The sequence below is a fragment of the Sphaerisporangium krabiense genome (assembly GCF_014200435.1).
Lineage (GTDB): Bacteria > Actinomycetota > Actinomycetes > Streptosporangiales > Streptosporangiaceae > Sphaerisporangium > Sphaerisporangium krabiense.
Genome location: NZ_JACHBR010000001.1, coordinates 4,095,058 through 4,113,829 on the forward strand (window position 1 = coordinate 4,095,058; position 18,772 = coordinate 4,113,829).

Genomic DNA, 18,772 nt, shown 5'->3' on the forward strand with positions numbered 1-18,772 from the left:
GCATGGCAGAGAAGCTCGACCTGTACGCGCTGGGTGACTCGCTGGAGCTGGAGACCCTCGCCGAGGGCGCCGCGCTGGCGTCGGTATCCAGCGGTGGCACGGCGTCCACGGCTTCGTGTCCGGCCACCAGCGCCTCCTCGCTGTCCTGCTTCTCCAGCTACACCTGATCGGCAAGGAGGTGATTGTGATGGCCCTCGACCTGCACGCCGTCGAACTGCCCGACGGCGCCCTGTCGAGCGAGCGGATGCCGGACGGAGTGGCGCTGGGCACCTACAGCTCGATGTCCACGGTCGGCACGATGAGCTGCCCGGTCAGTTCTGCGACCTGCGCCATGACGGTCGGGTGCGCGGGCTGACCGCGCCCCACCAGGAGGTATCCATGCACTCGCTCGACCTGCACGCGGTGGAGCTGCCCGCGGACGGACTGCTCATCGAGAACATGCCGGAAGCGGCGGCACTGGCCACGTGGGGCACCTCGGGAACCGCGTCGACCGCCAGTTGTCCCTTCAGCACCGCGAGCACGGCGATGACCGCCGGAACCGCGAGCTGAAAGCGCCTTTTCCCAGAAGGGGGGTGAACACCATGAAGCTCGAACTTTACGCCATCGACGGCGACCTCGGCATCGAGGAACTGCCGCAGGCCAACGCGCTCGGCAGCTGGTTCTGCGCCAGCTCCGCCTCGACCGCGTCGTGCCCCGGCACCTCGGCGGCGACCGCCAGCACCGCTTCGACCTTCGGCTGATCCATGCCGGCACTTCACACGATCCGAAAGGGAGGTCACACGATGTCTCACCACTTCGACCTGTACGCGCTGGACGTCGAACTGCCCGTCGAGCCGTTGCCGGAGGCCGCCGCACTGGGCGTGCCCATCTCGACGCTGGGGACCTTGGGGTGTCCCGCCAGCACCGTAGGCACCTGGGCCTGCCGTTAGTCCCGCCAGGCGGGCACACCGCCTGAGAAGCGGCGGACGAGCCTGACACCAGGCCGGCCGCCAAATCCCCGTAGGGAGGTGACCACCATGTCCGACCGGTTCGAGCTGTACGCCCTGGACCAAGACCTCGGCATCGAGGAGCTGCCGCAAGGCGACGCGCTGGGCTGTTTCGCGTGCGCGGCCACCGCGTCGACGGCGTCGTGCCCGGCGACCTCGGCGTCCAGCCTCAGCACCTCGTCGACCTACGGCTGATCCCCCGGGCGAGACGCGCCGGCATCGGCCGGTCGCCGCACGGCGCCGTCCCGCCCGGAGCCGCCTGCGTGACGACGCGAAAGACGTCGCAGGTCGGGGCCACCTAACCATGGCCCCGATCTGCGGCGCAACTCCTCGACCGGGGGTCGCCGCACCCCACAGGCGGCGGTTCCCGGTGCCCGCACGTGCGCCGCACCACTCCATGCCCTCATCGCGGAGGATCCACCCGTGCCCATCGCCTCGCCGAGACTCCGCCAGGAGCTCGAGGTCATCCGCGGAATGGACGACATTCCGCTGATCTTCGACCCGGTGACCGGCAGCTACCATCGCATCACCCGCGCGGGCGAGGTGGTGCTCTCCTATCTCGACGGCTCCCGCACCCGCGAGGAGCTGGTCGAGCTGTTCGCCGGCGACGACACCGGCCACGCGGAGAAGCTCCGCGCTCAGATCGACGGCTTTCTGGCCACGCTGGAGTCGTCCGGGCTGCTGGACGGCACCGGTCCGCCGCCGGGTGCCGGGCAGGCGGGCAGGCGCGTCAAGACCTCCCGGATGATGCCGCGCGTCGTGATCACCAGGAAGCTGCCGGTGCTCCTGGAGCCCGTGGCGGGCGTGCTGCGCCGGATGTCCGCCACCGTGCTGGTGGGCGTCTTCGCCGTGGGCGCGATCGCCGGTTTCTGCCTGGGCCTCACCACGCTGTTCACCAGGATGCCGAACCTGACGCACATCATCGGGCCGCCGTTCCTCGTGGCCGCCGCCCTGCAGTTGCTGCTGGTGCTGTGCCACGAGACCTGCCACGCCCTGGTGGCGCAGGTGCTGAAGGTGCCGGTGCGCGGGCTCGGGGTGGCGCTGCTGTTCTACTTCATGCCGGTGGCGTACGTGGACCGCACCGACGCCTACCGGCACAAGGGCAAGGGCGGCCGGATCACGCTGGCCATGGCGGGCGTCATGTCCGACGGCTGGTGGTGCGGCGTCGTCGGCCTGGTCGCGCTGAACACGCACGGCTTCGTGCAGCAGTCGCTGGCCTTCCTGCTCGCCATGCAGCTCATGGGCCTGGTGATCAACCTGAATCCGTTGTTGCCTTCCGACGGTTTCGTGGCGCTGGAGACCGCGTTCGGGTCGGTGGACGCCCGGGGCCGCGCGTTCACGCTGATCAAGAGCCGTCTGCTCCGGCGTGAGCCGCCGGCCTATCTGGCGGCGCTGTCGCGCGGGAAGCGGGCCGGGCTGACGCTGTACGGCGCGATCTCGGCCGCCTACACCTGCCTGGTGGCCTACGGCGCGTTCCGGGGCGTCCCGGCCGTGGTGGGGATGGCCGTCAAGGCGGTGCAGGGATGACCGGCGCCACCGCGGGCGGCGGGCGGCGTCCGGTCCTGTCCGGGCCGGTGATGACGCGCGTGGGCGGGGTGCCGGTCGACGCGCTGGACATCGTCGGCGAGCCGACCCGGCGGCTGCTCGCGGACGTGGCCCGCACGGGGCGGCGGCTGGCGGAACTGGCCGGCCCGCTCAACGACGCCCTGTACGCCGTGGTCCCGCGGCTGGACGACGATGTGGCGCTGCGGCGCGAGGTGCTCGCGGGCAGGCGCGCCCTGCACCGGCTGCGAACCCCGCGATGGACGCCGGAGACGATCGAGAAGGTCGTCACCCTGCTGGACGAGCCCGCCGGTGACCTGCTGCGGACGTGGGTGCGTCTGTCGCAAGAGCGGACCGCCACGCTCGGCGAACTCTCCGTCCAGGTGGAGCACGACCGGGAGGCCGCCCTGCGGATCCTGCGCGCCGCCCTCGACGACCCGGGCGTCATGGCATCGATGGCGATCGCCGCACCCGACTGGGTGCGGCACGGCAAGATGGAGGCGGCCACGCCGCGCACCGTGAAGACGTTGTACTCCTACGTCTCCCGGGCCGCCGTGAAGACCAGCCCGTTCTCGGGGCTCACCACGGTGGGCGTGGCCGGGGCCAGGGCGGAGGGGCGGGCGCTGAGCCGCACCGCCGTCGCCCTGGCGATGCTCGCCGCGCAGCGTCTGGCCCGCGACCCGGCCACCGCCGCGCTGCTCCGCTACCGGGGCGCCCCCGTCCGGCCCGGCGGGCGCGACGCGCCGGGCGGGCTGTTGCTGCACGGCGAGACCGTCAATGCCGGCGGGGTGGTGTGGCGGTCGGATCGGGTGATGGAGGCCGACCACGCGGCGCCGTGGCTGGCCGGTCTTCCCGGCGGGGACCTCACGCTGGCGACGGTGCTGGACCACCTGGGCGGGGCCGATCCGTTCGCCCGGTTCCGCCGCCTGCTGGACGCCGGCGTGCTGACGATCGTGCAGCCGTGGCGGCAGGGCGAGGATCCGCTGGCCGTGCTGGCCACGCTCATGGACGGCGTTCCCGCCGGCCCGATCGGCGCGGACGAGCTGCGCGCCGCCCACACGCGCGGGGCACAGGCCAATCGGGCGAGCGCGAAGGAAAGGCTGGCGGCGCTGGCGGACCTGGACCGGTTCGCCCGCGCCTGGGCGCGGCCCTCCCACGGCAGACCCGCCCCGTCGGCGTTGCTGTACGAGGACCGCGAGGCCGATGGCGACCTGCCCGACGTCACCGCGCACGAGCCGGTCGCGGAGGACCTGCGGGCGCTGGGCGAGAGGATGCGGCCCGCCATCTTCCGATCTCACGTCTACGACCTGCTGGTGGACTCCTTCGTCGCCGAGTTCGGGGCGGGCGGGGTGTGCGATGATCCGCTGGGATTCCTCCTGCGGCTGTCGATCGAGCGTGACGCCAACCCGCCGCTGGACGCCGCGATCGCCGCCGACCTCACCCGCCGCGGTGACCCGGGGGAGCGGGCCTGGCTCCCGGTGGGGCCCACCAGCGCCCCGCCGTCCGCCGCGGTGCTGTTCCAGCTCGCCGCCGACGGCCACGACAGCGTGGCACGCGGAAACCACCGGTTGGTGGTCAACCAGTTCAGCGCGGGCGGCGGCGGCCTGTTCAGCCGGTTCACCGGCCTGCTGGGAGAAGGGTTCCGGGACCGGCTGCGCGAGCACGTCATCGCCACGCGGCCGGGTGTGGCGTGCCGGGAGTTCGTGGTCTGGAGTGACTGCAACACCGCCCAGGCCATGTGCGGCGGGTTGTTGCCGCCACTGCTGCTTCCGGGCGAACCGGCCGCCGAGCACGCGATCACGCTGGATGACACCCGCCTGGTGCACGACGCGGCGACGGACACCCTGTCGCTGGTGGACCTGGCCGGCGAGCCGATCGGCCTGGCGTACCTGGGGCTGGTCCCGCAGCACACGCTGCAGTCCTATGTGCGGCTGCTGGCGGTGCTGGCCGACCCGTGGGTGAACGGCTCCTCCGATTCCGACTACACGATGACCCGGATGCCGGAGCTGATGGCGGGATGCCACCCCGAGCAGGTGGTCGCGCTGCCGCGGGTGAGCGAGGGGCGGCTGGTGCTGCGGCGTGCCTCCTGGCTCGCGCCGGTCGCCTCGCTGCCGCTGCCCCGGGCGGGTGAGTCGGACGCGGATCTGGTGGTGCGGATGGACGCCTTCCGCCGCGCGCACGGAATGCCGGAGGAGGTGTTCGTCCACCAGGTGGGCGGCCAGGGCTTCTACAGCGCCGCGCACCGCAAGCCGCTGTGGGCCTCGTGGGTCTCTCCGACCTCCGGCGCGGTGCTCGCCGGGTGGCTGGACGCCGCCACCACGCACGTCCGGATCACCGAGGCGCTGCCGGACCGCCGGATGCAGCCGCAGCGAGACGACCAGGGGAGACGGCGGGCGAGCGAGCACGCGGCGGTCCTGGTCTGGCCCAAGGAGCACACCCCATGAGCGCACGTCAGGACTGGTGGTACGTCCGCGCCTATCCCGGCGACGCGACGCTGATGGACCGGGCGGCCGAGACGCTGCTGCCGTGGCTGCGCGATCTGGCGGCCCGCGAGGGGGCCGACCGGTGGTTCTTCGTCCGCTATTGGGATCTCACCGGCCACCACCTGCGGCTGCGGCTGCGGCTCGGCGCCGATGCCGCCGACCGGCTGCACGGCCGCCTGGACGACGTGGTGGGCCTGCTGCGAGGTCTCCCGGCCGCCGGGGAGGCCCGGCGGCTGGTGACGGGCGCGGCGCCGATGGGGACGGGCGGCGCCAGGCACGCCACGACCTGCCTGTACGCGCCGGAGCTGGCCAAGTACGGCGGCACGCGCGGGGTCGGCCTGGCCGAGGAGCTGTTCACCGCGTCCAGCGCGTGGATCGCCGGTAACTCCCTCATCGGCTTCGACCAGCCGGGCGCGCGGGCGCGGCTGGCGGTGACGTTCATGCGAGGGCTGATCGAGGCCGCGCTGCCCGCGGCCGGGCACCAGGAGTTCTGGGCGGCGCACCGCCGCCAGTGGGGCGGTCAGCTGCGCGTGCTGGTGCGCACCCAGCCGGAGCTGAACGCCTTGCTGGGCCGGGTGGCCGACGGCGTCGCGCAGGCCGAGGACGTCACCGGCCGGCTGCGGCACGGCCTGGACGAGCACGTCGGGCAGGTGGTGGCGGCGCTCGACCGGGCCGAGAGGGAGGACAACCCGGTGCCCCGGCCGGTGCTGCTCCTGCACTACCTGCACATGGAGATGAACCGCTGGGGGTTCGTCCCCGCCGAGGAGTGCGGCCTCGGCGTCCTCGCCGCCTCCACTGGCTGAATTCCGCTCCGGCAAGTAGTTGCCGCTTTGGAAAGTACTTGTCAGAATGGAACACGGTAAGCGTTCCCTGACGTGAAGAGCCGGGAGGAAACCCGTGCCTGATGAGGCCGTGTTATTCGAGCAAGTCGTCAAGCGTTACGAACGCGACGGCGCGACCTTCAACGCCGTCGACCACATCGACCTGAGCGTCCACGCCGGCGAGATCTTCGGCCTGCTCGGCCCCAACGGAGCCGGGAAGACCACCGGCATCGAGATGATCGCGGGGCTGCGGGTCCCCACCTCGGGCGTCGTCAGAGTGCTCGGGCTCGACCCGGTCGCCCACCGCGACGAGCTCCGCCAGGTCCTGGCCGTCCAACCCCAGCACGCCGCCCTGTTCGACCAGCAGACCGTCACCGAGTTGCTGCGGCTGTGGGCCTCGTTCTACCCCAAGGCCGACCGGCCCGAGCAGGTGATCGCCCGGCTGGGCCTGACCGAGTCGGCGAACGTGCGCGCCGCCGAACTCTCCGGCGGCCAGCGGCAGCGGCTCCTGGTGGCCACCGCGCTGATCTCCCGGCCCCGGCTGCTGGTCCTGGACGAACCCTCCACCGGCCTGGACCCGAGCGCCCGCCAGGAGCTGTGGGGCGCCGTCCGGTCCCACCGGGCCGGCGGCGGCACCGTGCTGCTGTCCACCCACCTGATGGAGGAGGCGGCCGGCCTGTGCGACCGGGTGGCGATCCTGCACAAGGGCCGGGTCGTGGCCTGTGGCACGCCAGGTGACCTGGTGCGGGAGCATGCCCCCGAGCGACAGTTGATCTTCGACGTGGACCCGGACGCCGACCTGACGCCGCTGCGCGCGCACGCGGGGGTGACCCATCTCGTGGAGGACCGCGTCAACGGCCGGCTGCGGGTCACGTTGTCCACCACCGACGCCGACGCGCTGCTCGGCGTGGTGTCCGGCCCCCTCGGCGGACGCCGGATCCAGGTGAAGGACGCCGGGCTGGAGGGCGTGTTCCTCCGCCTCACCGGTTCGGCGTTCGCGCCCGCCGACGAAGCCCTCCAGGAGGCGTGATGTCCGTCGTGACGCGTGAACTGATCGGATTGCACCGCCGCGAGCTGATGCGCGACAAGCGCTACTTCTGGTTCGCCCTGTTCTTTCCGTTCGGCATGATGGCCATCTTCCTGGCGATCGGCAGGCTCATGCCCAGAACGGAGGGCGCCCCGAACTTCCTCCAGCTCCTCACCCCGATGGCGCTGTTCCTGGCGGTCACCTCCACCTCGCTCATCGTCACCTCAGGGTCGCTGGCGAACATGCGCGCCAAGGGCGCGCTGCGGTTGCTGGGCACCACCCCGGTCGGCCGCGGACGCCTGCTGGCCACCCACATGGTGGTGCGGATCGGCATGCTCCTCGTCCAGGCCGCGGCCCTGCTGGCGATCGCCACCGTGGCCGCCGACCTGGACCCGGGGCGCGTCCCGGTCCTGTTCGGCGTCACCTTGCTGGGAATGGTCATGTTCGGCGGGATCGGCTACCTGATCGGCGGCCGGATGAACTCGCCGGACGCGGCGACGAACGTCGGCAACGTGGTCCAGCTGGCCGCCCTGTTCCTGTCCGGCCTGGCCTTCCCGCTCTCGTTGATGCCCGACGCCGTGGCGAGCGTGTTGCGCATGCTGCCGACGACGTTCTTCGCCGACCTTCTGCTCGGCCAGATGCCCGGCGCGTCCCCTTATCATCCATCGTGGCTGTCGATCGTCGTGGTCGTCGGGACCGGCCTGCTCGCCGCCGCGGTCGCGATCGGCACCTTCAAATGGGACCAGGGGGAGGGACGCCGCGCATGAGCGAGGACGGCAACGCCCGGGAGTCGCTGGACCAGGCCGCCTACCTGGCCGGCCGGCTGCGCGCGCAGGGCCGCTGGCACCTGTGGGGCATCGCCCTGCTCGGTGTGATCGTCTTCGTGGCGATCCTCGCCAGCGGCATGCTGCTGGAGCAGCCCGCCCAGCTGTCGGGGTTCATGGTGGCGCTGGTCGCCATGATGCTGATGGTGATCTACACCAGCACCCGCCGGGTGATCCCGCGCCACCACAAGATCCTTTATTCGGTCGCCTTCCCCCTCGGCGCGCTGTTGATGGCCCTGACCACGACGCTGGGGCCGGTGCTCTTCCCGCACGTGCTGTGGTGGTGGACGGCCGGCGCGACCGCCTCGACCCTGCCGTACTGGGCCGTCATCGTCGCCAACCGGGTCACCGGCGACCGGGCCGGATGATGATCCACCCCCGCAAGGACCTCGACCCGGTCATCCACGCGCCGGTGCGGTTCTCCATCATGGCGGCGCTGGCGGCGGTGGACGAGGTGGACTTCAAGACCCTCGCCGAGGCGATCGAGGTGTCGGACTCGGTGCTGTCCAAGCAGCTGTCGGTGCTGACCGACGCCGGGTACGTCAAGCCGCGCAAGATGTTCGTCGGCAAGTTCCCCCGCACCTACGCCGCGCTCACCGGCGCGGGCCGCACGGCCTGGACCCAGCACCTGACGGCCCTGCGGGAGATCGCGGGAGACCTCTGACCCCCTGCGCCGGCCGGGGAGCGGTCGGGTCCACGGGCCGGGCGCGCACTCGACACCCTGCCTCGCGGATGGCTGCGGATCGGCGGCCGGTTCGTGATGCTTCTCTAGTCCTTGGGCCAGTGGCCCGCGAGGCGGGCGATGCGCAGGCCCGCGTGCAGGTCCAGGCGGAGCGCGCTGTCGGTGATGTCGTAGCCGACGATCTCCCTGATGCGGTCCAGCCGGTAATAGAGCGTGCTGCGGTGGACGCTCAGCCGCCGGGCCGTGCCCTGGATCTCGCCGCCGCACTCCAGGTACGCCTCCAGCGTCCCCGCCAGCTCGACCCCGTGCGGCGACGCCAGGAGCCGCTGCACCGCGACCGGAAAGTCCTCCCGGGTCAGCCGTTCCAGCGGTAGCTGCAGCAGCAGCCGGTCGAGCCCGAGATCCGCCCAGAAGACCCGTTTCCCGTACCGCTGTGGGTCGAGCCGGGAGGCCCGGCAGGCGAGCCGTGCCTCCCGATAGGAGTCGACGGCCCCCGCCAGCGTCGGCTTCACGCTGCCCACCCCGGCGACGATGTCCTGCAGCCGAGGCCCGAAGAGCGCCCGATCGAGCCTCTCCCGATTGACCGGACGCGGAAAGAGAACGACCCCGTCGAGCCCGAGCACGGCTCCGGCGATTTTCACGGTCGTGGCCCGCGCGGTGAATTCGAGAGTCGCTTCCACGGCCAGCCGGGTGAGCGATCTCGGAAGCGTGTCCGGAGCCTGGCAGACGAGCACGGAATAGTGTTCGACGTCCTCGATGAGCCCTTCGCTCACCAGGGTTTCCGCGGCCTGCCGCCGCCCCGCCGGCGAATCCCCGAGAAGCGCGGAGAGGAGCAGCTTGGAATGCTCCGTACGGTGCCTGAGGTCGGAGATCCGCAGCGCCATCAATACTCCGATCTCGGTGGCCGCGGATTCGAGCGCACTCAGATCGTCCGCCGTCGGCTCCCGATCTTCGACGTGGTAGACATAGCCCACCAACTGCCTTTCATGCCGGAGCGGCAGAACCACGCGCGCCCCGTTCTCCCCGTCGTCCCCGAGCCGCACCGGACGCGTGGCGGCCCACAGGTTGTGCTCCTTCACCAGGGCGTCCGTCAGGGGGCTCGCCGACTCCGCGAGCAGCTGGGCGAGGCGCCCCCGGCGTGTGGCGTTGTCATGGATGCTGTACGCCACCGGCTTCAGGTCGCGGTCGAGCACCACCAGCGCGACGCCCAGGCGGTCGGCCAGATCCTGGAGCTTGTCATCGAGGCTCATCGGCGGTCCTCTCCCTCCGACATATGGTCTGATCACCGCCGGTGAATCGGCGACAGATCGTCCGAAGCGCGTCCGCGTGCCGCCCATCTACGGTTACCGATATAGCACATCGACGCAACGTGCGGAGTGAGGGCGGTAACGCCGTCGCCGCGCCCCCCGGCCACGGTCGACCCCCGCCGCCTGGGCGATACGGCGAATACTCACATCCGCTGATCACGCCTGCGCGAACACTCGGCCCACGCTGAGCGGATTCCATGCAGGATTGGGAAGGAAACTGATTCACGTGGCCGAGACCACTGAGCGGACCGTTACCACCAACGGCTATTCCACTTTCTTTCTGGACTCCGGTGACGAGGCTAAGGAAGCGGTGATATTGCTGCACGGCGGCGGCCCCGGCGCCAACGCCGCGTCGAACTGGCGCGGGTTCGTCCCGGCCCTGTCGGACGAATACCGGGTTCTCGCCCCGGACCTCGTCGGCTACGGCCGTACCGACCACCCCGAGGATATGCCAAGCAGCCTCATCGGCTGGCTGCGCATGCGCGTGGACCAGGTGCTGGCCCTCATGGACGCCCACGGCATCGAGCAGGCCCACCTGGTCGGCAACTCGATGGGCGGCGCCCTCGCGATGCACCTGGTCATGGCGGCCCCGGAGCGCGTCCGCAAGGTCTCTCTCATGGGCAGCGCGGGCGGTCACTCGCAGCCGACGCCCGAGGTCATGCGGATGGTCTCGTTCTACAAGGATCCCTCGCTCAGCGCCCTGGAGAACCTGACGAAATGGTTCGTCCACGACGAGAACGAGCTCGGGGCGTCGATCGCGGCCATCGCCGAGGAGCGGCACAAGGAGATCATGCGGCCGGAGATCCGCCGCTCGTACGAGTGCTTCTTCTCCTCCTCCCCTGCCGAGGCCGCGGTGCCGCCGTCGGCGCTGCGCCGGATGGCGCACCCGTTCCTCCTCGTGCACGGTCGCGAGGACCGGTTCGTGACGCCCGACTCCAGCGTGTACCTCCAGCGGCATCTGCCCAACGCGGAACTGCACATCTTCCCGCGCTGCGGCCACTGGGTGCAGATCGAGCGGGCCGACGCCTACGCGGTCCTCCTCCGGAACTTCCTCAAGGCAGCGAACTGACCGTTAGGAGCCAGACAGATGGACATCAAGCAGCTCGGATACCTCGGCCTGTCCGCACGCGAGCCGGACGCGTTCACCACCTACGCCACCGACATCCTCGGCATGCAGCGGGTCGCGGGTGAGGACAACGCCACCCACTTCCGCATCGACGACCGCCACCACCGCATCACCGTCGAGGCGTCCGACCGTGACGGCGGCGCGTACTACGGCTGGGAGCTCGCCGACGCCGACGCGCTCCGCGCCGCGATGGACGAGCTCAGCGACCACGGTGTCATCGCCCGGCCGGCGTCGCAGCGCGAACTGGAGATCCGCCGCGTCGCCGGAATGGTCCACTTCCTCGACCCGGCCGGCAACCGCGTCGAGCTCTTCCACGGCGCCACGACCGGTGAGGGCGAGTTCACCTCGGCCCGCGACCTCGACCGCTTCATCACCGGTGAGCTCGGCCTCGGCCACGTGGTCCTCGCCAGCCCGGACGTGGCCGCCCAGCAGCGGTTCTACACGGACGTGCTCGGCTTCAAGATCAGCGACACCATGCGCACGCCGTTCCAGGCCACGTTCCTGCACACCAACCCGCGCCACCACAGCATCGCGTTCGTGGACGGCCCGTTCTTCGGCATCGACCAGCCGTTCCTGCACCACTTCATGCTGGAGGTCCCCGACATGGACGAGGTCGGGCGCACCTACGACCTGGTCCTGGACCGCGACGTCCCCGTCACGATGACGCTCGGCCGGCACAGCAACGACCAGATGTTCTCCTTCTACGCCGAGTCTCCCGTCGGCGTGCACACGGAGTTCGGCAGCGGCGGAGTCCTCATCGACGACGCGACTTGGGAGGTCACCGAAATCCCCGGCCCGGACCTCTGGGGCCACCGTCACTAGCTCTTCGGAGAAAAGATCATGGAGACCGAAGTCCTGATCGTCGGCGCCGGTCCGGCCGGAGCCGCGGCGTCCGCGTTGCTGTCGACCTACGGCATCGCGAACGTGGTGATCAACAAGTACCCGAGCGTGTCGAACACGCCGCGCGCGCACATCACCAACCAGCGGGGCGTCGAGGTGTTCCGCGACCTCGGCCTCGAGGGGGAGGTGGTCAAGAACGCCACCCCCCAGCACCTCATGGGCGAGCACGTGTACGGCACCAGCCTCGCGGGACGCGAGCTCGGCCGGCTGCGCACCTGGTACACCCACCCGCACTTCAAGGCCGAGCACGACCTGGCCAGCCCGTCCGCGGTCTGCGACCTGCCGCAGCACATCCTCGAGCCGATCCTGCTCAACGCGGCCGCCGCCCGCGGCTCGTCCGTGCGCTTCAACACCGAGCTGCTCACGTTCACGCAGGACGACGACGGCGTGACCGCCGTGGTCAAGGACCGGCTGACCGGGGGCCGGCACGAGATCCGCGCCAAGTACCTGATCGGCGCGGACGGCGGCAACTCGACCGTCGTCGAGCAGCTCGGCCTGCCGCTGGTCGGCAAGATGGGCCTCGGCGGCTCGATCAACGTCGTCTTCGAGGCGGACCTGTCGCGTTTCGCCGAGCATCGTCCGGGCGACATGTACTGGTTCATCCAGCCGGGCGTCGGCCACGACGGCAACGGCATCGGCGTGCTCCGCATGGTCCGCCCGTGGACGCGCTGGATCGGCGTCTGGGGATACGACGTCGCCGCCGGGGAGCCCTCGCTCACCGAGGCGGACGGCGTCCGCATCGCCCACCAGCTGATCGGCGACGACACGGTGCCCGTGAAGGTCGAGTCGATCTCCACCTGGGCCGTCAACGACGTGTACGCGACCGACAACATGAAGGGCCGCGTCTTCTGCGTCGGCGACGCGGTTCACCGGCACTCACCGATGAACGGCCTCGGCTCGAACACGTCCATGCAGGACAGCTACAACCTGTGCTGGAAGCTCATGATGGTGCTGCGCGGGCAGGCGGCGCCTTCGCTGCTCGACAGCTACCGCGAGGAGCGGCTGCCGGTCGCCAAGCAGATCGTGCAGCGGGCCAAGAAGAGCGACGGGCTCATGCCGCACCTGTTCATGGCGCTCCAGTTGCCGCCCGCGTCCGACGCGCAGGCGCTGCGCGACGCGCTCGACGCGCTCGACGCGCCCACCCCCGAGGCCACCGAGCGCCGCCGGGCCTTCGACGCCGCGCTGCACGCGACGATCATGTGTTTCAACACGCACGGCGTCGAGACGAACCAGCACTACACCTCCGGCGCGATCGTCTCCGACGGCACGCCGGACCAGGCGGCGCCGCGCGACGAGGAGATCTACTACTTCGCGACCAGCCGCCCCGGCCGCCACCTGCCACATGTCTGGGTGACCCGCGACCAGCACCGCGTCTCGACGTTCGACCTGTGCGGACGCGGCCGGTTCACGCTGCTCACCGGCATCAACGGGGCGGCCTGGCGCGACGCGGCCGAGCTGGTCTCCAAGCGCTTCGGCGTCCCGCTGCGGGTGCACTCCATCGGCCGCGGCTGCGACTACGAGGACAGCTACGGCGACTACCAGACGATGTCCGAGGTCGGCGAGGACGGCGTCCTGCTGATCCGCCCTGACCACATGGTCGCCTGGCGGGCGGCCTCGGCGACCGAGGACCCCGAGGCGACCCTGGCCGAGGTCATGGCCGAGATTCTGGGCAGGTGAGCTAAGCCTTATGCGAATCGCGGTGGTGGGCGGGGGCCCCGGCGGGCTGTTCTTCGCCACTCTCATGAAACAGGCGAGCCCGGCCGCCGAGGTGACGGTCTTCGAGCGCAACCGCGCCGACGACACGTTCGGCTTCGGGGTGGTCTTCTCCGACCGCACGTTGGAGGCCATCCACGAGGCCGACCCCGTCCTCCGCCGCGCCCTGACCGACCACGGCCGGCACTGGGACGAGATCGAGGTCCGGCTGAAGGGGGAGCGCGTCCGGTGCGGCGGGAACGGCATGGCCGCCGTGGTCCGCCGCACCCTGCTCCTGCTGCTCACGGAGCGCGCCCGCGAGGTGGGGGCGACGCTGCGCTTCTCGACCGAGGCGCGGCTGTCCGACCTGGCGGAGTACGACCTGGTCGTGGCGGCGGACGGAGCCGCGTCCAAGATCCGGGAAGAGATCGGGGCCGACCTGGGCGCGGACGTCGAGACGGCCACGGCCAGATTCATCTGGTTCGGTACGGACCACCTGTTCGACGGCCTGACGTTCATTCACGAACGCGGCCCGGACGGCGTCTTCGCGGTCCACGGCTACCCCATCTCGGATGCCATGTCGACGTTCATCGTCGAAGCCGATGAGGCGACGTGGCGGCGCGCCGGACTGGACGAGTTCGACACCTCGCAGCCGCCGGGCCCGAGCGACCTTCGCTCGAAGGAGTACCTGGAGAATCTGTTCGCCGGCCAGATCGAGGGCGGGCGGCTCCTCACCAACAACTCCCGGTGGGCGGCCTTCCGGACCCGGCGGACGCGGCAGTGGCACACGATGGCCCCGCGTCCGGTGGTCTTCCTGGGGGACGCCGTCCACACCGCGCACTTCTCCGTGGGCTCCGGGACGAAAATGGCCATGGAGGACGCGATCGCGCTGGCCCGGGCGTTGACCACGCACACGGATCTGGCGATGGCGTTGAGCGCGTACGAGAAGGCGGCCCAGCCCTCGGTCCGCCGCATCCAGGACTCCGCCCGCCCGAGCCTCTCCTGGTGGGAGCACTTCGGCGCCTACCACGACGCCTTCGAACCGTGGCAGTTCGCGTACCACTTCCTGTCCCGGAGCATCTCCGACGGGCGGCTGGCCCGCCGCGCCCCCGAGTACGTGGACTCGGTCCACCGGGCGTGGCGCGCCGCGCACGGCGCCGACCCGCTGGACACTCCGCTCCTGACCGCCGCGTGGACCACCCCGGCCCGCCTGGTCCGCATCCGGTCCGGCGCCGACGGCCGCCCGGCCGCGATCGACGGCACGCCCGGTCTGCCGCTGTCGGCGGATCCGGTGCCCGGCGTCTGGGGCGCCCTGCTGACCGCGCCGGACAGCGAGGCGGACCTGCCCCCGCTTCTCGCCCGGCTGGGCGAGCTCACCAAGCCGGCCGGACCGACGGGGCCGGACGCTCCCGTGCTGGTCGCCGTCCACGGTGGCACCCCGCTGACCCGCACCCTCCTCTGTGAGCGCGCACGGCTGGGCGCCGGCCTGCCCGCCCTGGCGATCGAACCCGACGCCGACCTCGATCGCGCCGTCACCGCCGTCCTCTCCGGCCGCGCCGACCTCGTAGGAGTGCCCGCATGACACAGACCAGGACGCCCGGCCCGCTGAACGCGCTCTTCGCGCCACGCGGCATCGCGATCGTCGGGGCGTCGCGGAACCCGGCGAAGCTCGGGGCCGCGATGGCCCGTTCGCTAGAGGGCTTCGCCGCGGCGGGTGGTCACCTGGCCCTGGTGAACGGACGCGACGACACCATGTATCCGTCGATCGGCGCCGCGTCCGCCGACGGCCCGATCGACCTCGCGGTGCTCTGCGTTCCCGCCGCCGCCTGCGCCGCCATCCTCGCCGAAGCGGCCGGCGCGGGCGTACGGGCCGCGCTCGTCTGTGGCGGAGGCTTCGCGGAGGTCGCCGACGGGCAGGGCGCCGAGCATCAGCGCCGCCTCACCGAGATCGCCCGCGCCACCGGCATCCGGGTGCTCGGCCCGAACACCAGCGGATTCCTGGTGCCCGGCGCGCACCTGACGGCGAGCTTCGTCCCCGGAACGTCCCGCGTGCCGTCCGGCGGCGTCGCGGTCGTCGCGGCGAGCGGCGGCGTCAACCACGCGCTGGCGTTCGCGCTCGCCGAAGCCGGGCACGGCATCAGCCTGGCCGTCGGCCTGGGCAACGGGGCCGACGTGACGGCGCCCGACGTCCTCGACCATCTCGCCGGCGATCCGGACACGACGGCCGTGGCCCTGCACGTCGAGACGGTGGCGGACGGCCCGCGGCTGATCGCCGCCGTGCGGCGCCTGACCGCCCGGCGGCCCGTGGTGGCCCTGGTGGTCGGGCGTAGCGACGTGGGCGCCTTCGCCGCCTCGCACACGGGCGCGCTCGCCACGTCCTGGCGGTCCACCCGCGCCGCGCTCGCCCAGGCGGGCGCCGTCCTCGTCGGGGACGAACGGGAACTGGTGGACGCCGTGGGCGCCCTCGCGGTGACGCGAGCCCGCGCGGCCGGCGATCCGGGCGTGGGCGTCGTCACCGCCCAGGCGGGTCCGGGGCTGCTCCTGCTCGACAACCTCCAGGGGCGCTCGATCGCCGTCCCCGAACTGACCCGCCACACCCAGGACGGGATCGCGGCACTGCTGCCGCCACTGACCTACCAGCGCAACCCGGTGGACACCGGTCGCCCGGGCCCGGCGATGAGCGGCGTCCTCAAGGCCGTCGGCGCCGACCCCGGTGTGGACATCGTCGCCGCGTACGCCCTGCACGAGCCGGGCGCGGTCGACCTGGTCGCCGCCGCACGAGCGGGCCGGACCGACGGCGTCCCCCTGGTCCTCGGCCTGGGCGGGACGGGCGAGGCCGTCGCCCGGGACCGGGACGCGCTGCGGGCCGCCGGAATCGCCGTGGCCGGTGATCCCGCCGGAGTCGCCGCCGCGACCGCCGCGCTCGTCGCGGACGCCCGCGCCCGCTCGATCGGCGGCGGCGAGCCCGCGGCCCCTGGCGCGGTCGTCGAGGTGGCCGACGACTACGACGAGGGCCAGGCCAAGGACCTCCTCGACCACCTGGGCATCGCGACCATGCCCCGCCGCCGCTGCGCCACCCGTTCCGCCGCGCACGAGGCGTTCGACGCGCTCGGCGGCGATGACGGCGACGGCGGCGTCCGCCCCGTCGCGGCGAAACTGCTCGACGCCGCGGTGCTCCACAAGACCGAGATCGGCGGCGTCCATCTCGGCATCACCGGCCACCAGGCCCTGGACGCGGCACTCGACCGCCTCGACGCGGCAGGCGCCCGCCGCTACCTGATCGAGGCGATGGCGCCGCCCGGGATCGACCTGATCGTCGGCGCGCGCCGCGACCCGGTGTTCGGCCCCGTCGTCCTCGTCGGCCTCGGCGGCACCGTCGCGGAAGCGCTGGCCGACGTCGCGGTCCGCCTGGCGCCGCTGTCCGTGGAGGAGGCGAGCGGCATGCCGTCGGAACTCTCCGGACGTGCCCTGCTCGCCGGATGGCGCGGCGGCCCGGTCCTGGCGCCACGCGCGCTCGGCGAGGTCGTGGCCGCCCTCGGCGGCCTGCTCGCCGCCAACCCGCGCATCGACGAGATCGAGATCAACCCGTTGCGGCTGACGCGCACAGGTCTGATCGCCCTGGACGCCGTCATCCTCACGAGAAAGGCCGACGATGCCCACCCCGATCGCTGAGCACACCGTCCCGTGGCCCGACGCGGAGGTGGCACGATTCGTCGAGGCGGGGTACTGGGCGGGCATCCCGCTCGGCACGCTGCTGCGCGCCGCCGCCGACCGCGCCCCGCACGCCCCGGCCCTGATCGACCCGGTCGCCTGTCACGGGACGGGTCTGCGGCTCACCCACGCCGAACTCGCCGACCGGGCCGACATCGCCGCCGCGCGCCTGCTGGACCTCGGGTTCGCCCCCGGTGACCGGATCGTCGTGCAACTGGGCAACTCCTGGGAGTTCGTGCTCCTCACGCTGGCGCTCCTGCGCGCGGGCATCGTGCCGGTGATGGCGCTGCCCGCGCACCGCCGGGCCGAGCTCACCTACCTGGCCGTCCACGCCGAAGCGGTGGCGATCGCCGTGCCGGACCGCATCGGGGAGTTCGACCACCAGGCCCTCGCCCATGACCTGGCCGGCGACGTGCGGGCCGCGACCGGCGCGGCGTGGCACGTCCTGGTGGCAGGCGACCACGTCGCTCCCGGCGGCGTCGACCTGCGCGGCCTGTTCGCCCCGTCCGGCGACGCGGCGGCCGCCCGGTCCCGCCTCGACGCGATCGCCCCCTCGCCACGGGACACGGCCGTGTTCCTCCTGTCCGGCGGCACCACCGGCCTGCCCAAGCTGATCGCCCGCACCCACGACGACTACGCCTTCAACGCGCGCGCCAGCGCGGAGGTCGCCGGGGTGACCTCCGGCTCGGTCTACCTGGTGAGCCTCCCTGCCGGGCACAACTTCCCCCTGGCCTGCCCCGGCATCCTGGGCGCGTTCCTCGCCGGCGCCCGGGTCGTCATGCTGCCCTCGCCGGAGCCCGTACGGGCGTTCGCGACGATCGCGGCCGAGGGCGTCACGCACACGGCGGTGGTCCCCGCCGTGGCGAACCGCTGGCTGCACCATGCCGCAGAACACGGCGCGGACGCGCTGCGCAGCCTCCAGGTGATCCAGGTGGGCGGCGCCCGGCTGGCCGACGAGTTGGCGTACCGCGTGGAACCCGTCCTCGGGGCGCGGCTGCAACAGGTGTTCGGCATGGCCGAGGGACTGTTGAACTTCACCCGGCTGGACGACCCCGAGGACGTCATCTGCACCACCCAGGGCCGCCCGCTGTCCGCCGCCGACGAGGTGCGCCTCGTCGACGAGCACGGCGACGACGTGCCGGACGGCGAGCAGGGAAGCCTCCTGACGAGAGGCCCCTACACGCCCCGCGGCTACTACCGAGCCGCGGAACAGAACGCCCGCGCCTTCACCTCCGACGGCTGGTACCGCTCGGGCGACATCTGCCGCCGCACCCCCGAGGGCAACCTGGTGGTGGAGGGCCGCGACAAAGACATGATCAACCGGGGCGGCGAGAAGATCTCCGCCGAAGAAGTGGAGAACCTCGCCTACCAGTCCGCCGCGGTCCGCCAGGTGGCGGCCGTCGCCATGCCCGACCCCGTTCTGGGGGAACGCGTCTGCCTCTACGTGGTCCCCCACTCCGCCGCGACGGTCACCCTGGAGGAGATCCGGGCCCTGATGGAGTCAGCCGGGGTGGCCCGCTACAAGCTCCCCGAACACCTGGTGGTCGTCGCGGAACTCCCCACCACGAAAGTCGGCAAGATCGACAAGAAGGCCCTCCGCGCCGACATCGCCGAGCGCCTGTCCACGGCCCCCCGCTGACCCGGGCCACCCGCCCGGCGCCGCGCCGGCCC

The 18,772-nt window shown here is 72.1% G+C and carries 20 protein-coding genes; 19 read left to right on the forward strand and 1 reads right to left on the reverse strand.

From position 1 onward, the window contains the following. Window positions 1–2 precede the first annotated feature (2 nt). The 13 genes from BJ981_RS18140 (at window position 3) to BJ981_RS18200 (ending at window position 8,347) form a co-directional block, all read left to right on the forward strand. Window positions 3–167, forward strand: coding sequence for a thiocillin family RiPP (locus tag BJ981_RS18140; protein WP_184612505.1), 165 nt, complete (start codon window positions 3–5; stop codon window positions 165–167). A 20-nt stretch (window positions 168–187) separates the two neighbouring features. Further along, on the forward strand, window positions 188–355 hold the full coding sequence (locus tag BJ981_RS18145) for a thiocillin family RiPP (protein ID WP_184616216.1): 168 nt from the start codon (window positions 188–190) through the stop codon (window positions 353–355). A gap of 23 nt (window positions 356–378) precedes the next feature. Then, window positions 379–549 (forward strand): thiocillin family RiPP, encoded by a 171-nt coding sequence (locus tag BJ981_RS18150; protein ID WP_184612506.1) that lies wholly within the window; start codon window positions 379–381, stop codon window positions 547–549. 32 nt (window positions 550–581) lie between these two features. Continuing rightward, complete coding sequence (locus BJ981_RS18155; protein ID WP_184612507.1) at window positions 582–740, forward strand: thiocillin family RiPP; 159 nt, start codon at window positions 582–584, stop codon at window positions 738–740. 42 nt (window positions 741–782) lie between these two features. Continuing rightward, on the forward strand, window positions 783–929 hold the full coding sequence (locus BJ981_RS18160) for a thiocillin family RiPP (protein WP_184612508.1): 147 nt from the start codon (window positions 783–785) through the stop codon (window positions 927–929). A gap of 87 nt (window positions 930–1,016) precedes the next feature. Beyond that, window positions 1,017–1,181 carry a thiocillin family RiPP gene (locus BJ981_RS18165; RefSeq protein ID WP_184612509.1) on the forward strand — a complete coding sequence of 55 codons (165 nt, stop codon included), beginning with the start codon at window positions 1,017–1,019 and terminating at the stop codon, window positions 1,179–1,181. A 228-nt stretch (window positions 1,182–1,409) separates the two neighbouring features. Then, window positions 1,410–2,513 (forward strand): PqqD family protein, encoded by a 1,104-nt coding sequence (locus BJ981_RS18170; RefSeq protein ID WP_184612510.1) that lies wholly within the window; start codon window positions 1,410–1,412, stop codon window positions 2,511–2,513. After that, complete coding sequence (locus tag BJ981_RS18175; RefSeq protein ID WP_184612511.1) at window positions 2,510–4,972, forward strand: lantibiotic dehydratase family protein; 2,463 nt, start codon at window positions 2,510–2,512, stop codon at window positions 4,970–4,972. The genes BJ981_RS18170 and BJ981_RS18175 overlap by 4 nt, the downstream gene beginning before the upstream one ends. After that, window positions 4,969–5,814: a thiopeptide-type bacteriocin biosynthesis protein gene (locus BJ981_RS18180; protein ID WP_184612512.1), complete on the forward strand. Its 846-nt coding sequence runs from the start codon at window positions 4,969–4,971 to the stop codon at window positions 5,812–5,814. The genes BJ981_RS18175 and BJ981_RS18180 overlap by 4 nt, the downstream gene beginning before the upstream one ends. A gap of 109 nt (window positions 5,815–5,923) precedes the next feature. Then, window positions 5,924–6,862 (forward strand): ABC transporter ATP-binding protein, encoded by a 939-nt coding sequence (locus BJ981_RS18185; protein ID WP_204070228.1) that lies wholly within the window; start codon window positions 5,924–5,926, stop codon window positions 6,860–6,862. Continuing rightward, complete coding sequence (locus BJ981_RS18190) at window positions 6,862–7,626, forward strand: ABC transporter permease (RefSeq protein ID WP_204070229.1); 765 nt, start codon at window positions 6,862–6,864, stop codon at window positions 7,624–7,626. Before BJ981_RS18185 ends, BJ981_RS18190 begins: the two co-directional genes overlap by 1 nt. Continuing rightward, window positions 7,623–8,051, forward strand: coding sequence for a hypothetical protein (locus tag BJ981_RS18195; protein WP_184612515.1), 429 nt, complete (start codon window positions 7,623–7,625; stop codon window positions 8,049–8,051). Before BJ981_RS18190 ends, BJ981_RS18195 begins: the two co-directional genes overlap by 4 nt. Beyond that, a complete protein-coding gene (locus tag BJ981_RS18200; RefSeq protein ID WP_372436899.1) occupies window positions 8,048–8,347 on the forward strand; it encodes a winged helix-turn-helix domain-containing protein in 300 nt (99 codons plus the stop codon). Before BJ981_RS18195 ends, BJ981_RS18200 begins: the two co-directional genes overlap by 4 nt. Before the next feature lie 104 nt (window positions 8,348–8,451). Here the strand turns inward: BJ981_RS18200 and BJ981_RS18205 are convergent, their stop codons facing one another. After that, window positions 8,452–9,615: a helix-turn-helix domain-containing protein gene (locus BJ981_RS18205; protein WP_184612516.1), complete on the reverse strand. Its 1,164-nt coding sequence runs from the start codon at window positions 9,613–9,615 to the stop codon at window positions 8,452–8,454. Between the two features lie 283 nt (window positions 9,616–9,898). Between BJ981_RS18205 and BJ981_RS18210 the strand changes: the two genes are divergently transcribed. From BJ981_RS18210 to BJ981_RS18235, 6 genes are read left to right on the forward strand one after another with little or no spacing between them, the layout of a single operon-like run. Continuing rightward, entirely contained in the window at window positions 9,899–10,741 is an 843-nt protein-coding gene (locus tag BJ981_RS18210) for an alpha/beta fold hydrolase (protein ID WP_184612517.1), read from the forward strand. An 18-nt stretch (window positions 10,742–10,759) separates the two neighbouring features. After that, entirely contained in the window at window positions 10,760–11,620 is an 861-nt protein-coding gene (locus tag BJ981_RS18215) for a VOC family protein (RefSeq protein ID WP_184612518.1), read from the forward strand. 18 nt (window positions 11,621–11,638) lie between these two features. Beyond that, window positions 11,639–13,375, forward strand: coding sequence for an FAD-dependent oxidoreductase (locus BJ981_RS18220; RefSeq protein WP_184612519.1), 1,737 nt, complete (start codon window positions 11,639–11,641; stop codon window positions 13,373–13,375). A gap of 10 nt (window positions 13,376–13,385) precedes the next feature. Continuing rightward, window positions 13,386–14,972: an FAD-dependent monooxygenase gene (locus BJ981_RS18225; protein WP_184612520.1), complete on the forward strand. Its 1,587-nt coding sequence runs from the start codon at window positions 13,386–13,388 to the stop codon at window positions 14,970–14,972. After that, window positions 14,969–17,062 (forward strand): acetate--CoA ligase family protein, encoded by a 2,094-nt coding sequence (locus BJ981_RS18230; protein WP_184612521.1) that lies wholly within the window; start codon window positions 14,969–14,971, stop codon window positions 17,060–17,062. Before BJ981_RS18225 ends, BJ981_RS18230 begins: the two co-directional genes overlap by 4 nt. Beyond that, a complete protein-coding gene (locus tag BJ981_RS18235; protein ID WP_184612522.1) occupies window positions 17,043–18,740 on the forward strand; it encodes a (2,3-dihydroxybenzoyl)adenylate synthase in 1,698 nt (565 codons plus the stop codon). The genes BJ981_RS18230 and BJ981_RS18235 overlap by 20 nt, the downstream gene beginning before the upstream one ends. Window positions 18,741–18,772 lie beyond the last annotated feature (32 nt).

Coding starts and splice junctions, on each gene's coding strand:
- BJ981_RS18230 (WP_184612521.1), top strand. CDS start 14,969: ATGACACAGACCAGGACGCCCGGCCCGCTGAACGCGCTCTTCGCGCCA.
- BJ981_RS18235 (WP_184612522.1), top strand. CDS start 17,043: ATGCCCACCCCGATCGCTGAGCACACCGTCCCGTGGCCCGACGCGGAG.
- BJ981_RS18180 (WP_184612512.1), top strand. CDS start 4,969: ATGAGCGCACGTCAGGACTGGTGGTACGTCCGCGCCTATCCCGGCGAC.
- BJ981_RS18140 (WP_184612505.1), top strand. CDS start 3: ATGGCAGAGAAGCTCGACCTGTACGCGCTGGGTGACTCGCTGGAGCTG.
- BJ981_RS18190 (WP_204070229.1), top strand. CDS start 6,862: ATGTCCGTCGTGACGCGTGAACTGATCGGATTGCACCGCCGCGAGCTG.
- BJ981_RS18160 (WP_184612508.1), top strand. CDS start 783: ATGTCTCACCACTTCGACCTGTACGCGCTGGACGTCGAACTGCCCGTC.
- BJ981_RS18145 (WP_184616216.1), top strand. CDS start 188: ATGGCCCTCGACCTGCACGCCGTCGAACTGCCCGACGGCGCCCTGTCG.
- BJ981_RS18165 (WP_184612509.1), top strand. CDS start 1,017: ATGTCCGACCGGTTCGAGCTGTACGCCCTGGACCAAGACCTCGGCATC.
- BJ981_RS18195 (WP_184612515.1), top strand. CDS start 7,623: ATGAGCGAGGACGGCAACGCCCGGGAGTCGCTGGACCAGGCCGCCTAC.
- BJ981_RS18225 (WP_184612520.1), top strand. CDS start 13,386: ATGCGAATCGCGGTGGTGGGCGGGGGCCCCGGCGGGCTGTTCTTCGCC.
- BJ981_RS18215 (WP_184612518.1), top strand. CDS start 10,760: ATGGACATCAAGCAGCTCGGATACCTCGGCCTGTCCGCACGCGAGCCG.
- BJ981_RS18205 (WP_184612516.1), bottom strand. CDS start 9,615: ATGAGCCTCGATGACAAGCTCCAGGATCTGGCCGACCGCCTGGGCGTC.
- BJ981_RS18200 (WP_372436899.1), top strand. CDS start 8,048: ATGATGATCCACCCCCGCAAGGACCTCGACCCGGTCATCCACGCGCCG.
- BJ981_RS18150 (WP_184612506.1), top strand. CDS start 379: ATGCACTCGCTCGACCTGCACGCGGTGGAGCTGCCCGCGGACGGACTG.
- BJ981_RS18155 (WP_184612507.1), top strand. CDS start 582: ATGAAGCTCGAACTTTACGCCATCGACGGCGACCTCGGCATCGAGGAA.
- BJ981_RS18175 (WP_184612511.1), top strand. CDS start 2,510: ATGACCGGCGCCACCGCGGGCGGCGGGCGGCGTCCGGTCCTGTCCGGG.
- BJ981_RS18220 (WP_184612519.1), top strand. CDS start 11,639: ATGGAGACCGAAGTCCTGATCGTCGGCGCCGGTCCGGCCGGAGCCGCG.